At 39.3% G+C, this 15,233-nt stretch carries 16 protein-coding genes; 6 read left to right on the top strand and 10 right to left on the bottom strand.

What is annotated here, in order from left to right; translation table 11 throughout:
- Nucleotides 1-372: 372 nt before the first annotated feature.
- Nucleotides 373-1,221, top strand: a complete 849-nt coding sequence (locus CIL03_RS13710; protein WP_094886428.1) for a CvfB family protein — start codon at nucleotides 373-375, stop codon at nucleotides 1,219-1,221.
- Nucleotides 1,222-1,296: 75 nt separating this feature from the next.
- Here CIL03_RS13710 and CIL03_RS13705 read toward each other — a convergent pair whose 3' ends face one another.
- Nucleotides 1,297-1,581 (bottom strand): hypothetical protein, encoded by a 285-nt coding sequence (locus CIL03_RS13705; protein WP_094886474.1) that lies wholly within the window; start codon nucleotides 1,579-1,581, stop codon nucleotides 1,297-1,299.
- A 179-nt stretch (nucleotides 1,582-1,760) separates the two neighbouring features.
- On the opposite strand from CIL03_RS13705, the gene CIL03_RS13700 reads away from it, so the two are divergent.
- Nucleotides 1,761-2,963 (top strand): dicarboxylate/amino acid:cation symporter, encoded by a 1,203-nt coding sequence (locus CIL03_RS13700; RefSeq protein WP_094886427.1) that lies wholly within the window; start codon nucleotides 1,761-1,763, stop codon nucleotides 2,961-2,963.
- Nucleotides 2,964-3,011: 48 nt separating this feature from the next.
- On the opposite strand, the gene CIL03_RS13695 is transcribed toward CIL03_RS13700, so the two are convergent.
- Together CIL03_RS13695 and CIL03_RS13690 are read right to left on the bottom strand one after the other, a co-directional pair.
- On the bottom strand, nucleotides 3,012-3,206 hold the full coding sequence (locus CIL03_RS13695; protein ID WP_094886426.1) for a YwbE family protein: 195 nt from the start codon (nucleotides 3,204-3,206) through the stop codon (nucleotides 3,012-3,014).
- 13 nt (nucleotides 3,207-3,219) lie between these two features.
- Nucleotides 3,220-3,447, bottom strand: a complete 228-nt coding sequence (locus tag CIL03_RS13690; protein ID WP_094886425.1) for a DUF2164 domain-containing protein — start codon at nucleotides 3,445-3,447, stop codon at nucleotides 3,220-3,222.
- Between the two features lie 143 nt (nucleotides 3,448-3,590).
- Here CIL03_RS13690 and CIL03_RS13685 point away from each other — a divergent pair, with 143 nt between their 5' ends.
- Together CIL03_RS13685 and CIL03_RS13680 are read left to right on the top strand one after the other, a co-directional pair.
- Nucleotides 3,591-5,288 carry a M3 family oligoendopeptidase gene (locus CIL03_RS13685; RefSeq protein WP_094886424.1) on the top strand — a complete coding sequence of 566 codons (1,698 nt, stop codon included), beginning with the start codon at nucleotides 3,591-3,593 and terminating at the stop codon, nucleotides 5,286-5,288.
- A gap of 144 nt (nucleotides 5,289-5,432) precedes the next feature.
- A complete protein-coding gene (locus CIL03_RS13680; RefSeq protein WP_094886423.1) occupies nucleotides 5,433-6,218 on the top strand; it encodes an HAD family hydrolase in 786 nt (261 codons plus the stop codon).
- 58 nt (nucleotides 6,219-6,276) lie between these two features.
- Here the strand turns inward: CIL03_RS13680 and CIL03_RS13675 are convergent, their stop codons facing one another.
- From CIL03_RS13675 to CIL03_RS13665, 3 genes are read right to left on the bottom strand one after another with little or no spacing between them, the layout of a single operon-like run.
- The gene (locus tag CIL03_RS13675) at nucleotides 6,277-6,804 is read right to left on the bottom strand and encodes a chromate transporter (RefSeq protein WP_094886473.1); all 528 of its coding nucleotides are present in this window, start codon (nucleotides 6,802-6,804) and stop codon (nucleotides 6,277-6,279) included.
- Entirely contained in the window at nucleotides 6,804-7,367 is a 564-nt protein-coding gene (locus CIL03_RS13670) for a chromate transporter (RefSeq protein ID WP_094886422.1), read from the bottom strand. The genes CIL03_RS13675 and CIL03_RS13670 overlap by 1 nt, the downstream gene beginning before the upstream one ends.
- A gap of 32 nt (nucleotides 7,368-7,399) precedes the next feature.
- The gene (locus tag CIL03_RS13665; protein ID WP_094886421.1) at nucleotides 7,400-9,013 is read right to left on the bottom strand and encodes a gamma-glutamyltransferase family protein; all 1,614 of its coding nucleotides are present in this window, start codon (nucleotides 9,011-9,013) and stop codon (nucleotides 7,400-7,402) included.
- A gap of 216 nt (nucleotides 9,014-9,229) precedes the next feature.
- Between CIL03_RS13665 and CIL03_RS13660 the strand changes: the two genes are divergently transcribed.
- Together CIL03_RS13660 and CIL03_RS13655 are read left to right on the top strand one after the other, a co-directional pair.
- On the top strand, nucleotides 9,230-9,679 hold the full coding sequence (locus tag CIL03_RS13660) for an Lrp/AsnC family transcriptional regulator (RefSeq protein WP_094886420.1): 450 nt from the start codon (nucleotides 9,230-9,232) through the stop codon (nucleotides 9,677-9,679).
- A gap of 152 nt (nucleotides 9,680-9,831) precedes the next feature.
- Entirely contained in the window at nucleotides 9,832-10,146 is a 315-nt protein-coding gene (locus CIL03_RS13655) for a hypothetical protein (protein ID WP_094886419.1), read from the top strand.
- Between the two features lie 352 nt (nucleotides 10,147-10,498).
- Here CIL03_RS13655 and CIL03_RS13650 read toward each other — a convergent pair whose 3' ends face one another.
- The 4 genes from CIL03_RS13650 to CIL03_RS13635 all read right to left on the bottom strand — a co-directional run bounded on the left by CIL03_RS13650 (nucleotide 10,499) and on the right by CIL03_RS13635 (nucleotide 14,975).
- Nucleotides 10,499-11,911, bottom strand: a complete 1,413-nt coding sequence (locus CIL03_RS13650; protein WP_240508082.1) for an SLC13 family permease — start codon at nucleotides 11,909-11,911, stop codon at nucleotides 10,499-10,501.
- Between the two features lie 6 nt (nucleotides 11,912-11,917).
- Entirely contained in the window at nucleotides 11,918-13,405 is a 1,488-nt protein-coding gene (locus CIL03_RS13645) for a tripartite tricarboxylate transporter permease (RefSeq protein WP_094886418.1), read from the bottom strand.
- A 12-nt stretch (nucleotides 13,406-13,417) separates the two neighbouring features.
- A complete protein-coding gene (locus CIL03_RS13640; RefSeq protein WP_094886417.1) occupies nucleotides 13,418-13,876 on the bottom strand; it encodes a tripartite tricarboxylate transporter TctB family protein in 459 nt (152 codons plus the stop codon).
- 85 nt (nucleotides 13,877-13,961) lie between these two features.
- On the bottom strand, nucleotides 13,962-14,975 hold the full coding sequence (locus CIL03_RS13635; RefSeq protein ID WP_094886416.1) for a tripartite tricarboxylate transporter substrate binding protein: 1,014 nt from the start codon (nucleotides 14,973-14,975) through the stop codon (nucleotides 13,962-13,964).
- Nucleotides 14,976-15,233: the final 258 nt, after the last annotated feature.

The following is a 15,233-nucleotide window of genomic DNA, read 5'->3' as shown; positions in this document are numbered from 1 at the left end:
TTAGAGAACACCCAGTGGAACATGTACCGCGGTTAAAGTGAAATTCTTTAAGAGACTCTTAAGCTATATCAGCTGAGTTTAGAAAAGAAAAAAGAAGTTAATGTTATTCCATGATACACATTAAAGAAATGCTTTTAAAAAGCACACGAACAAGAATTTCCCACCCGTTTTTTAACGGGATTAAAAATAAAATTTGAAACTTATGTGTTACTTTAGAAATCAAAGGGGTACTCTTAATAGAAGGGTGCCCCTTTTCCAATACATAGCGGGACTTGGTGCATTTCACGTCTCTTGAACGGATATTACCAATCTTAAAAGGATTTTTGGCATAATAGAATTTAAATAATGCATAAAAAGAAAGTAGGTTTAAACATGTTGCCAATAGGAACAATTCAAACGATGACTGTACTGCGTAAAATCGACACAGGATATGTTTTGCAAAAGGATGAGCTGGAAGCACTGCTGCACCATAACGAGACAGATAAAGAAATCGAAGCCGAAGAAAAAATAGACGTATTTCTATATACGGATAAAAAAGGCAATCTTACCGCAACAGCCCAATTACCTTCCGTGGTAATGGATGAGTATAGCTGGGCTGAGGCAGTTGAAGTTATTCCGAATCTTGGGGTATTCGTGAATATCGGCACAACAAAGGAAATGCTCATTTCTAAAGATGACCTCCCATTATTTGAAACCGTTTGGCCAGCCGTTGGTGATAAGCTGTATGTTACTTTAGGCAAAGACCAAAAAGGACGGCTGCTTGCAATCCCTGCAACAGAAGGTGTTTTGGCAAGAGAGGTAGAACTTGCCCCTGATGAATTACTGAATCAAAAAGTCACTGGAAGAGTTTATCATACAGATAAAGAAGGAGCAGCGATAATAACAGAAGAGAATTATCGCGGATTCATCCATCATACCGAACGGAAAGAAGAGCCGCGGCTGGGTGAGTTAGTAGAAGGCCGTGTCATCGAGGTTAAGGCGGATGGCACGTTGAACGTTTCTCTGCGCCCTTTGAAGCAGCACAGCATGGGAGAAGATGCTGAGGCTATTTTAACACACCTGGAGCAAAATGATGGAGTCATCCCTTTTGGTGACAAAAGCGATCCAGAAGATATTCGCGGCACATTTCACATCAGCAAAGCAGCATTTAAACGTGCACTTGGCAAGCTGATGAAAGAAGGCAAAATTGAGCAACGTGATGGCAGTACGTATTTAAAATAAAGAACTTACAAAAGCCACAAGCAACTGTGGCTTTTTCTGCATTAAAAAAAGAGCGGTCAATTCCGCTCTTTTTACTTATGCTTCTGCCTGTTGGTATGAATCTACAATTACTGCAATGATTAATCCAATCGCTGCAGCAAATAGAGATGCAATTCCCCATCCGCCAAGTCCAGCGCCCAGTACTTCAACTTTATCGATTAGGGAAGCTAATCCGATAAACAATAATCCTGCGATAAAAAATACATAACTTGCATAATAGCCGGTAAATTTTTCCTTGCCCGATGCTTTAACCAGAATCAGGTTAATTACAACGATAGCAACTGTTAAGACTGCTCCTATTACTATAACTGACTGAATCATTTTTTTCACCTCATAAAATAAATATGTATCTTTATATAGTTTACAATTGAACCCCAATAAAGTCAATGAAACCATCGGACTTCCCTCTTATTTTTATAAGTGACTATTCCTGTTATTTTAGAATTTTTCGATATTTAAAGAATAGGATAGTAGTACAAACTTAGAGAGGAGGAAATCTCATGAAAAAGAGTTTTGTTTGGCAGATTATTGCTGCATTTATCCTCGCTATCATTGTTGGTTTGATTTTCGGCGAACGAACAAGTTTTGTTCAGCCGCTTGGTGACCTTTTCTTGCGTTTAATTAAATTTATCATTGTTCCATTAATTCTTGCCACTATTGTTGTGGGTGTTACGAGTGCAGGTGATATTAAAAAACTGAGCCGCCTTGGCGGTAAGACGATATCATATTATTTAGTAACAAGCTTCATTGCCATTTCAATTGGACTAGTGGCTGGCTTCCTTATCCAGCCGGGCACCGGTGCTGATGTTACAGTTGACGATACGGCAGCTGCACCTGCAGAAACAGAGGGCGTCGTCGATACATTGTTAAATATCATTCCTACAAATCCAATTGAAGCATTAACAACAGGAAATGTCCTGCAAATTATTTTCTTTGCTATTTTCTTAGGAATTGGAATTACTCTTGTCGGGGAAAAAGCAGCTCCAGTACAGCGATTCTTTGATGGATTGGCTGAGATCATGTACAAAATCACAGCACTGATAATGGTATTGGTTCCTTTTGGTATATTTGGCTTACTTGCTCCAATTGTCGGGGAACATGGAATAAGCGTACTTTTACCACTTATTAAGCTGATACTTGCTGTACTTATAGCGTGTGTCATTCATGCAGGAATTATTTATTCTTTAGCAGTAAAATCACTCGGAAAAATGAGCCCGCTTCATTTTTTCAAAGGAATTTTTCCAGCCGCTGCAGTTGCCTTCAGTACAAGCAGCAGCTCTGGAACCTTACCTGTGACCATGAAAAATACACAGGAAAACCTTGGTGTATCGAAGGAAACGAGCAGCTTTATTTTACCGCTTGGTGCAACAATTAATATGGATGGAACTGCAATTTATCAAGGTGTTGCCGTTGTTTTCATTGCACAGTACTTTAGTGCAGAACTGACATTGACTCAAATCATGATGGTCGCATTAATTGGAACACTTGCATCAATCGGAACAGCTGGAGTTCCTGGTGCCGGGCTGATTATGCTCACAATGGTTCTTGCCGCGATTAACCTGCCGCTTGAAGGAATCGCTCTTATTGCAGGTGTTGACCGTGTACTTGATATGATGCGGACATCTGTAAACATTATGGGTGATGCATCTGCAAGTGTTGTAGTAGAAGCATCGGAGCGGAAACGGGAAGCAAAAGCAGGGTAAAAAATAACCGTCACTTGAAAAACATTTTTCTTTTCAAGTGACGGTTTATTATTCTGTATGAACTCTTCCTACCTGTCCATCTTCCAGTCGAACTTTAATTCCATGTGGATGAAACTGAGAATTTGTCAAAAGATCCTTTACAATACCTCGCACTGTATTGCCCGTTTTTTGATCTTTTTTCAGAACAATGTCCACTTCCAGTCCTGGATTAATATTTTTCCGATATCTGCCATCAATCGTCATTTTGATTACCACCCTATTTTTGTATCTCGAATAGATCCTCTAGCTTTGCTGTCATAAATGCATGACTGTCCTCTACTCCAATATTGTAAAAGATTGGAGCGAGTTCTTCGATAAAAAACTCAAGCATCAGCATTGCCGCTAAATCACCAATTTCCTCATCACGCTCTTTTTCAAAATACCCTTTTATTGATCCCATCATGTCCTCTTTTTGTTCTTTTGATAGTTCGAATTTAGGTTTCACGATAAACTCCTTTTATTAAAATACTGTATTTTACATTATACCATCTGTCCACCATAATTCGTATCCATACTAAATTTCCAAATGCAAAAAAGGATTACTATCTTAAATGTCGAAACTATAACTATACAGAAGGAGGACCACATATGTTAAAATTCGAAGACTATAAGTATGAACGACCGGATCTTCAAGAGGAAAAAGAAAAATTCACTGGACTATTGAAAGCTTTTAAAAATGCTGATTCTTTAGATGATGCAAGTAGTGCAATTGAGGGAATAAACGCTTTTCGGAATAGACTTTCCACATTATCTAATCTTGTATACGTTCGGGCTTCAATTGACACAAATGATAAGTTCTATCAGACAGAGCAGGATTTTTTTGATGAACTGGAGCCTGAGTTGCAGTCATTCAATACTTCCTTTTATAAGGAACTAGTAAAATCGCCTTTTCGCACAGAACTTGAAAAAAAGTGGGGACCTCAGTTATTCCAAATTGCTGATTGTGAAATAAAATCTTTTTCCCCTGAAATTATAAAGCTGCTTCAAGAGGAAAACAAATTGACTTCAGAATACTCCAGACTTGTTGCATCGGCAGAGGTCGATTTCAAGGATGAAACGTATACACTTGCACAACTTGCCCCATTCGCACAGGACAAAGATCGTGCTGTACGCAAAGAGGCAATAACAGCAAGTGCTGGATTTTTTGAAAAGAATGCAGCTAAATTTGATGATATTTATGACAAACTGGTTAAAGTACGTCATGAGATTGCAAAAACACTAGGATATAAAAGTTTCGTCGAAGTCGGATATCTGCGGATGCAGCGGATTGATTATGACGCGTCTATGGTGGAGATTTTTCGCAAGCAAGTTCGTGATTTTATAGTGCCACTAGTGTCAAAACTTTATGAAAAACAGGCAGAGCGCATTGGAGTCGAGAAATTAAAATTTTATGATGAAAATCTTCAATTCCAGAGTGGAAATGCTAAGCCAAAAGGTAGTCCGGAATGGATTATTGAAAACGGAAAGCAAATGTATAAGGAACTATCAGATGAAACCGAAGAATTTTTTCAATATATGCTGGACCGCAATCTGATGGATCTGGAAGCGAAGAAAGGAAAAGAAGCCGGAGGGTATTGCACATACATCGATGATTATGAGTCACCTTTTATCTTTTCTAATTTCAATGGTACATCAGGTGACATCGATGTCCTGACACATGAAGCAGGACATGCCTTTCAGTTCTATTCCAGCAGTAAGATCGGGATTCCTGAATACCTGATTCCAACAAGCGAATCTGCTGAAATCCATTCAATGAGCATGGAATTTTTCACATGGCCATGGATGGAGCTGTTCTTCAAAGAAGATACAGATAAATACAAATATTCCCATCTGGCTGACGGACTTCAGTTCCTGCCATATGGTGTTGCGGTAGATGAGTTCCAGCACCTTGTCTATGAAAATCCGGACTGGACTCCAGATCAGCGGAAGCAGGCATGGAGGAAACTGGAGGAAACCTATCTTCCACATCGGGATTTCGATGGAAATGCATACTTGGAAGCGGGCGGATTCTGGCAGCGTCAGGGGCATATTTATGAGGTGCCATTCTATTATATTGACTATACGCTCGCACAGATTTGCGCATTCCAGTTTTGGAAGCGATCCAGAGAAAATCAAGAAGAAGCTTGGAATGATTATGTTAATCTTTGTAAATTAGGTGGTTCCAAACCTTTTCTTGAGCTTGTGGAAGCGGCTAATCTCAAGTCTCCTTTTGAGGAAGGAACAGTTGAGGACATCGTCGGCACAATAGAAGCATGGCTGGAATCAGTGGAAGATAAAGCACTTTGATTAGGGAGATAACCGTAACTCTTTTAGAGTGCGGTTATTTTCATTTCATAATCGGCAGCAAATCATCTTGAGTAAATAAGTATCAGATTCCACTTAACTGTGCTAAAATCTGCTTATATTCAACTATAACCAAAGGAGATCTACATGACATACAAAATACTCTTCTTAGATATTGACGGAACTATTTTAAAACCTGACCACACGTATACAGAATCGACGAAGGATGCAATTTCTCAGCTGCAGAATAAAGGGATAGAAGTTTTTCTATGTACGGGAAGACCGCTTCATGAGGTAAAGGAACTTGCTGAGGAATTGGGTGTAGATTCGTATATTGGTTACAATGGTGCATATGCCGAATATCAAAATGAAACTGTGATTGATGAACCAATGGACAAGAGTACGATTGAAAAATTTATTGAGATTGCTAAATCAAACAACCATCAAATGGTACTGTACACATCGGAAAAAAACTACTTTACGTCTCAAGATAGTCCATCGGTTAAAAATTTCATCGACATTTTCCAGCTGGTCCAAAATGAAAGATATACCGATGATGTTGCAAAACATATCTTAGGTGCAACAGCCATGAATTTAAATCCAGAGCAAGCCGCATTATATGAGATAAGTACAAATATTCACCTATCTCAGGTCAATGTTGAAGGGGCCCAGGACTGCTTTGATATCATCCGAAAAAATGTCAATAAAGGGGTAGCTGTAAAAAGCATCCTGACACGTTTAAACATATCGAAAGAACAGGCGATTGCTTTCGGTGATGGAATGAATGATAAAGAAATGCTTCAAAGTGTTGGTGAAGGATTCGCCATGGAAAATGGAGACCCCGATCTTTTTCCATATGCCAAACATAAAACGGCATCTGTAACGGATTCAGGAATTTTTAATGGATTGAAGAAATTGGGACTGGTGGAATAGATAGTTACAAAAGCCTTTCATGATTCCTCATGAAAGGCTCCTTTTTAATTTAACGTTCCTATAATAAAAAACCGCCATACACGAGTGCACCAGCTATAACAAACGCCGGATGCACCTTAAACCTCTCCATCAGCAAATAGCTTGCAATTGTTATAATTGCTGTCTGCCATAATCCAATCCCCTCATATGATTCAAAGAAAAATCGCCATGCCATAACCCCAAGCAGGATAGCTATAACCGGACGGACATACAGGGTCAACCGCTTCACTTTAGAAGAATTCTTGTATTTCGTAAGTAGCCCAAGCAATAAAATCATAATGATAAGTGATGGAGCCACAGCAGCAAAAACCCCTACTGCTGCGCCTAATATTCCCCCTACATCATAACCAATATATCCAGCCATTTTCGTAGCAATCGGTCCTGGCAGTGAGTTTCCCAGTGCCAGCACTTCACTAAATTCCTGAACAGTCATCCATTCATACCGTTTCACTACCTCATTTTCAACTAGGGGAATCGATGCAGGTCCACCACCATACCCAAGGATACCCGGAATAAAAAATGCCAGAAATATCTCCCAGTATTTCATCATGATGGCTCACCTTCTTTGGCCGTGGACTTATCTTTTTTAAATAATGCGATGAGCAGTAATGCGCCGATAATAATTCCAGGATGAATCGTTAAAAGTTGCAGCAGAACAAAAATAATCAACCCCATTATTCCCGTCTGCAGCCAGCCCATTCCTTTTCCAGCTTTGTCGAGGAATTGCCATGTCAATACAGCCAGCATCACCCCGACAACCGGAATGACTGCTGCAACCATTCCCTGAACCCAGTCAAACTCCTTAATGGATGACAGAGATGTCAATAAAACAATCATTAAAATAATTGTCGGAAACATTGTAGCAAATACAGCATTCATCATCCCCCAGAATCCGGAAACGCGATAGCCAATATATCCAGATAATTTGGTAGCAATCGGTCCTGGCAGTGTATTTGCCAATGCCAGTAAATCGCCGAATTCTTCTGCATCCATCCAATTATATTTATCTACTACTTCTTTATGAATTAAGGGAATAGACCCTGGTCCGCCTCCATAGCCAAGTATTCCAACACGAAAAAAAGCAATAAAAATATTCCACTGTGTTTGCATAAGTCACGTACCTTTGCTGTAGTTTAATTCTTCTACCACGGGGCAACTGTGCCATCTGTCCGGGATTCCGTTCCGCCAATCAACACGCTGCTTGCCGGATCACGCCAGATGATTTGCCCCCTGCCGAAGCTATTGGGCTCAAGCTGCATATGAATATCATGCCCACGATCAGCCAAACCTTGTGCGAGATAATGGCCAAAGCGATTTTCCACTTCGACCGTTTTATCCCTCATCCATTGCCATCTCGGTGCATCCAGTGCTGCTTGCGGGTTCAAACCAAAATCAATTGTGTTCATAATTACCTGAACATGACCTTGTGGCTGCATAAATCCGCCCATTACTCCAAATGGGCCAACTGCCTGATTATTTTTTGTCAGGAATCCCGGGATAATTGTATGATAGGTTCTTTTTCCACCTGCCAGAGCATTTACATGACTTGGATCCATCGAAAAATTATGGCCGCGATTTTGCAGTGCTATTCCTGTGCCTGGCACTACCAAACCAGAGCCAAAGCCCATATAATTGCTTTGAATAAATGAAACCATATTCCCTTCACTGTCGGCAGCCGCAAGATAAACTGTCCCGCTTCCCTTTGGTTCACCTGCTTCAGGCTGCATTGCTTCCTCAGCAATTAATTTTCTCCTAACTCCTGCATAAGCATCGCTCAGAATATCCTGGGAAACAAATTTCATATGCTCTTCTTCGGTCACGTGCATCTGACCATCAGCAAATGCCAGTTTAATTGCTTCAATTTGTTTGTGATATGTATCGACAGATTCTTTCTCTGCAAACTCGAATCCTTTTAAAATATTTAATGCCTGAAGTGCAATAATCCCCTGTCCGTTAGGTGGTATTTCCCACACTTCATAGCCACGGTAATTTACATTAATTGGGTCAACCCAATCCGGCTGAAATAAGGCCAAATCCTCTGCAGAGAGATAACCGCCCGTTTCTTCTGAAAAAGCAGCAATTTTCTCAGCCAGTTCTCCTCTATAAAAAGATTCCCCGTTTGTTTCCGCAATTGACTTTAGTGTTTTCGCATGATCAGGAGATGACCATATTTCACCAGCCTTTGGTGCACGGCCATCTGGTGCGAATGTGTTAAACCATTGTTCAAAAACTGGGTCTTTCAAGCGCTGTTTATATGCTTGATAACCTTTCTTCCAGTACTTGCTTAATGTTGGTGAAACGGGAAATCCCTCTCTAGCGTATTTAATTGCCGGTTCCATCACTTCTGTTAATGGCAGCTTGCCAAACTTTTTAGATAGCTCAGCCCAGGCTCCCGGTGCCCCTGGAACAGTTACCGGGGTCCAGCCATATGCCGGAATTTCTTCATAACCAGATTTTTTAACTGCTTCAATTGAAATATTCTTCGGCGATCTGCCACTTGCATTTAACCCATGCAGTTTATCTTTCGTCCATACTAATGCAAATGCATCCCCGCCAATTCCATTCGATGTTGGTTCTACGACAGTAAGACAAGCTGCTGTCGCAATCGCTGCATCAATTGCATTGCCGCCCTTTTTTAAAATATCCAGCCCAGCCTGCGCAGCTAGCGGCTGTGATGTTGCCACCATCCCATTTTTCGCATAAGTCGCATTTCTTGTTACCGGGTATGGCGAAGATTGGTTCGTAAAAGAAAGCATATGTATCCAACCCTTCCTGTTGTTTTCTGAATTATATAATATACTACGAAATCATTTGTTATTTGTCAATACAATAATAAAGTATTAATCGATTATCACTTTCACTTTGATTGTGATTATTTATATTTATATTCTATTTGTGTTATAATTATATTAGTTTCGATCGGTGTGAATTTATATATAAGTTAAACAGAACCAATGAAGAGGTGACGTTACATGAAATACGATGAAATCGATAAGAAACTATTAGAGGAATTAGCGGAAGACGGAAGATTATCCTATGTCGAGCTTGCTGAAAAAGTTGGACTATCACGTGTCGCAGTTAAAGATAGAATCCAGAATTTGAAGGAAAAGGGTGTAATCGAAAAATTCACTGTCGTCATTAATTCGGAAAAATTCGGCAAGCAGGTATCTGCTTTTTTTGAAGTAGATGTAGAGCCAAAACAATTGCAGGAAGTAGCACAAAACCTTGCAGACAATCCAAATGTTGCAAGCATTTATCAGATGACAGGTCCAAGTACACTCCATATGCATGTACTAGTTGAAGACTTTCAGATGCTTGAAGTGTTTATTAATAATGAATTGTATGCAGTGGAGGGAATCACCAGGGTGGAGAGTTCTGTAATTTTGAAACGGTTTAAGAGCAGAACTGGATATAAACTTTAGAGTTAAAAGATGCCGGCAGTCATTACACAAAATCGATATTGTTTCAATTCTTTTCAGTAGATCTACTTTTAATTTAATCCCCTGCTAACTGAATAAATCTATTTCATCAGTTAAAACTAAAGAAATAGTTAATTTCTTTAGGGGAGATTCTTATGAATGAGTCGGAGCTTTATAATCAAATTTATCAACAAAAAGAACAACTTGGAAGTTTGATATCTGAGTACTGGAATCTTTATTCTGGTATGGATACGTGGTATTTTTGGTTCAATGTTGCCAGTGTATTAATACCTCTTGTTATTCTGTATTTTGCAATAGACAGACAAAGAATATTCGAAATATCTTTCTTTGGTTTCGCAGTACATGTACTATGGGCAAATATTGACAGCATTCTTTCATCAAATAATTATCTCGTCCATGCACATACCCTTACCCATCTGATTCCATCCGGGATTACTATGACAGCATGAATGCTCCCTGTCGCATTCATGCTGCTTTATCAGTTTTGTACGAACAGGGAAAAGAACTTCTATATATACACTATCATTTTGTCACTTATTTTTGCATACGTTTTCGGTTCGTTATCCGTAGCAACTGAACTGCTAAAAATGTCCAAGGGCATGAACCTGACGTATTTATTTCTGATTGATCTGGCCGTAGTATTCCTTGCACTTTGGGCAACAAAACTTTTTTGTAAAATGAAGGTCTCGGGTAAAAGGAATCATGAACAATAATTACTTTGGGGTTTACTATATAAAAATAGTACTCACAAAAATATAGAGGTATCGAGTATACCTTGATGCTCTCGATACCTCATATTGATCACCAATAGAATAGTGCTGCCACTATAGCAATCCCCATGAAAAGCACACTTGAAAAAGAACCGATGACATACTGTTCTTTTTTTGTGAGTATACCTGTACCATAAGCAAGATAGGTTGTTGTCGAATGGATTGGCAGAACCATCATGCTTCCAATAATCATAATAATAAGAAAAGCTAATTGAATAGGCGGAAGACCAATGAGTTCCGAATAGGACATCACAATCGGAAAAATAACAATAACTGCTGAAGACGGAACAATGAAAAAGAACCTTATAACAAATACAATAACTGCAATTGCAATTACTTTTACAAGGATCCCTGAACCCTCCGGTATTACCTCAATTAACTTACCTGCCAGAGCAGCGGCTGTTCCATTCGCCTCCATAATCATTCCCAGTGAAAAGGATGCTCCTAAAAGCAAGAAATTTTCCCAGTCAAAGCTGCGTATCACATCATTTGTTACCAGTCCTATTTTGGGCAGGGAATAAAATACAACAAGCAGCATTGGAGGTATTAGCAGCGGAACCACCTGCTGATCTGCGATTATCCATGTTAAAATCATTGCCAGAAAACTCAGGATTACCACCCAAAGCTTCCAGAAGGTTATTTCTTTATTTGTCTGTATGCTCTCGCTTATAACATGGCTTTTTTCAGTTTCCGGTGCTTTCTGATTCAAATACCGCCATACAAAAAAGACTGTTATTAATGCACCAATCCATAGCGGTGGAGCAATAATGAAAAACCAGTCAAGCCATCCTAATTGCGCAATATTGTAATCACGGATCAGCTGGGAGGCAAGGATTGGGAAACCGCCGCCGGTATATATAATCATCGTAGCATTTTGATTCAACATTCCTATCACATAAAGACAATATTTCATAAACGCACTATTACCGCTAAGTCCATAAAAGCTGTTTAATCTTGTGATTAATGGTAATAGCATTTTAAATCTGGCAACAGCAGAAGGGAGAAACAGCGGCATAATCAATATAAATAATGGCAGGCCAACAATAATAAATGCGGGCCCGCCGTTACTGATTTTCAATAAAAAACGTGCAATAATCTTATCGATTCCTACTTTTACCAGTGCCTGACTAATTATCGATAACATTAAAATAAAATAGAGTGCCGGGGACAGAAACCCAACTACTGCTTCATCGATGCCATCCACTACATTAAATAATAATAGCAGTGCTAAAATCAAAATACTGCTGGCACCGGTTGGTATCGGTGCAGCTATCCATAGAAACATAGCAATCGCTAAAATCATAAGTGTGCGTTTCTGCTCCGGAGTGAAGCCAGTAAGAAGATCGTTTTTTTCCATCCAAATTACAAAAATAAATACAATCCCGACAAATAGAATTTGCAGTATTCTCTTATATAAATGCAGATCCCTTAGTAATGTTTTCACTGATATCTATCCTTTTCTTTTACGCAACTGACGAACTAGCGGGAATACAAAAGAAAGCAATGAAACTATTAATAGGGAAAGTGCGATTGGGTCTTGAACAAAAATCATCAAACTGCCATTTGAAATAGTTAAGGATTGTCTAAATGCCTGCTCCATCATGCCTCCAAGTATAAAGGCCAGGATGAATGGTGGTGCTGGAAATGAGAATATCCTCATAAGGAATCCAACAACTCCAAACAGTAAAAGCATATACAAATCAAACGTGTTAAAGCTAATCGCATAAACACCAATAATACTAAACATAATTACCAAAGAAATCAAAAGAGGCCTTGGTATTTTTAATATTTTTGCAAAATAAGGGATTAACGGTAAATTTAAAATAAGCAAAAACACATTACCAATATACATACTGGCAATGACACCCCAGAAAATTTCCGGCCTGTCTGTCATTAATAATGGGCCAGGCTGAACACCGAGTACTAAGAAAGCACCAAGCATTACAGCAGTTGTTCCGGAACCAGGAATCCCCAGGCTTAACAGTGGAACAAAGGCACCACTTGTTGCGGCATTATTAGCCGCTTCCGGTGCTGCAAGTCCTCTTACAGAACCTTTTCCAAATTCCTCAGGATTTTTTGCTATTTTCTTTTCCGAAATATAGGCAATAAATGATGCAATTGTAGCCCCCGCCCCAGGAAGTACTCCGATTATAAACCCTAAAAGTGATTGCCTCGTAGCGGGCCCTTTCATTTCATTTATATCTTCCTTGCTAAGCTTCATGCTGCCAATTTTATGTGTATTCTCCTGTGATAGATCTTTCCTGTTAATGATCAATGTACAAACCTCTGCAAGTGCGAATAATCCTAATGCAATTACCAAAAAGTCTAAACCTTCCAATAGGTTAACATTTCCGAAAGTAAAACGCTGTGTACCGGTTTGCGCATCAATACCAATGGTTGCAACCATAAAGCCAGCAACTGCGGAAAGTAATGCTTTAATTGTACTCCCTTCTGACAGACTGGAAATAGCTGTTAATCCCATTAGCATCAATGCGAAATATGCCGGCGGACCAAAAGCGATAGCAACACTTGATAGGGCCGGTGCCAGCAGCATTAACAGAAGTACACTGACTGTTCCTCCGAAAAATGAACAAATTGCAGCAATCGCCAAGGCTTTTCCTGCTTTACCCTGCTGTGCCATCGGATATCCATCAAATGCAGTAGCTACAGCTCCAGATACCCCAGGAGCATTTAATAAAATGGAAGAGGTCGAACCCCCAAATATTGCTCCATAGTAAACACCTGCCATCATTACCAGTGCAGGGGCAGGGTCCATTCCAAATGTAATTGGAATCATAACTGCAATTGCACTAATAGGTCCCAATCCCGGCAGCATACCAATGAACGTCCCGACAAACACACCAATCAATACAAATAAAACTCCTTCTAAACTAAACGCAACCTGAAAACCAGTTAATATTCCTTCTAGCGAGCCCATAAAGTTCCTCCTTTAAAACGGCAATATCCCCTGCGGTAAACTAATTCTTAAGAATTCAGTAAACATAACATACATAAACACAGGAAATATTACAGAAACAAGCAAATTCGTAATATGTTTTTTATATCCAAGAAACCATGAACAAAAAAAGACAAATAATGCAGTAATCAGCACAAAACCCAATATTTCAAGAAAAATAATATATACAAGAATAAATCCAAAAACAGTCAGCAATGCAACTACATCTTGTTTTGGTATGTTTCTTCTCGCTTTTTGTTCTTCTGTTTCCGAATCTTTGGAAAAATAGAGGCATACTGCTAATATGATTAATAGAATTCCCAGCACCATTGGTATTAAATCTGCATCTGCAGGTACATAGGCATACGATGGAAGCTGAAAAGTTAATACAAGATATCCTGTTCCTATTAAAATTAAAACAATACTAATACGCTGGTTTAGCGTTTTTAACATCCAATCACCACCTGAATATGTTAATCAACTATAAGAAATGGAAGTCAATAACCAGAGTAATTGGTCATTGACTTCAAAATATTTTTTATTGACCTAGTCCCAGTTCATCTAACAATGTTTGAATTTTTTCCTTTTCATCACCTAGAAACTGCGAATACTCCTCGCTTCCCATATACATCTCATCCCAGCCAAATTGCTTGCGGATATCTGCAAAGGCTTCAGAATCGCTAAGTTCCTTAAATTTTTCTTCATAATAAGCTACTGCAGCCTCGTCCATGTTTGGTGGACCGAAGAATCCTCTCCAGTTTACAAAGGTTTCATCAATTCCTTGTTCTTTCGCTGTTGGGAAATCCTCCAGAATTTCACCTTCAAGTCTTTCTTCTGAGGTAACACCAAGTACTTTAATCGTTCCGGCTTTTACTTGTTCAACTGTTTCGGAGACTCCAGTAGAGAACACATCCACACTCCCGTTTAGCAGCTGAGTCAAACCAACGCCATCCTGGTCGGAAACATATTTAATCTTTGTTACATCAACACCTGCTGCTTTTGCGATTTTGACAAATTGGATATGGTCCATACTTCCAGGCGAAGATGTACCTACAACTGTAATACTTGATGGATCCTCTTTCATATCATCAAAAAGTTCATTTAAATTATCCCATTTGGCGTCAGCTGCAACTGCAAAAGCTGCATAATCAGCAATAACATTGGCAATTGGTGTGAAATCCTCATGCCCATACTCGGATTGACCATTTAATGGAATAAACAATAACGGTGGTGAAGCGACAAACATGTTATGTCCGCTTCCTTCATGTCCGGCAACGTATGCCCAGCCAACAGCACCGCCTCCACCTGCTTTATTAACTACCCCAATACTTTCTTCAATAATGCTTTCCTCATTAAACACTTTTGCGACCATTCTTGCAGTCGTATCCCAGCCGCCGCCAGCTCCGGCCGGTGCAACAATTTCAATTGGCTCTTCCGGCTCCCAGCTTCCGTCATCAGATGACCCATCAGCTTCCCCACTGCTATCAGAAGAACAAGCCACTGTGATAACCATAAATAAGGCAAATACTGTCAATAATAAAAACTTCTTCATTCTTTTTCCCCCTCGTTTAATAATGAAATTTTCAAATTATAAAGCTTACTGAACACTATAAAGAAACTTCACATATATGTAACCGTTTTCAAAATAATAAACAAATCGTTTTTTATGTCTATTTTGTTCATTAAGTTCACAAGGGGTTAATAGTTGAAGGTGTAACTATCGTGAAAGAACAAAGGCGCTGGAGCCGGACGTGGCAGATTTGGTTGTTTATTTATTAATAGATCAAAATTTTTATAATTTCTGCTATAA

It is taken from the genome of Virgibacillus indicus (assembly GCF_002266285.1).
GTDB lineage: Bacteria > Bacillota > Bacilli > Bacillales > Amphibacillaceae > Virgibacillus_K > Virgibacillus_K indicus.
This window is presented reverse-complemented; position numbering and strand designations above follow the sequence as displayed.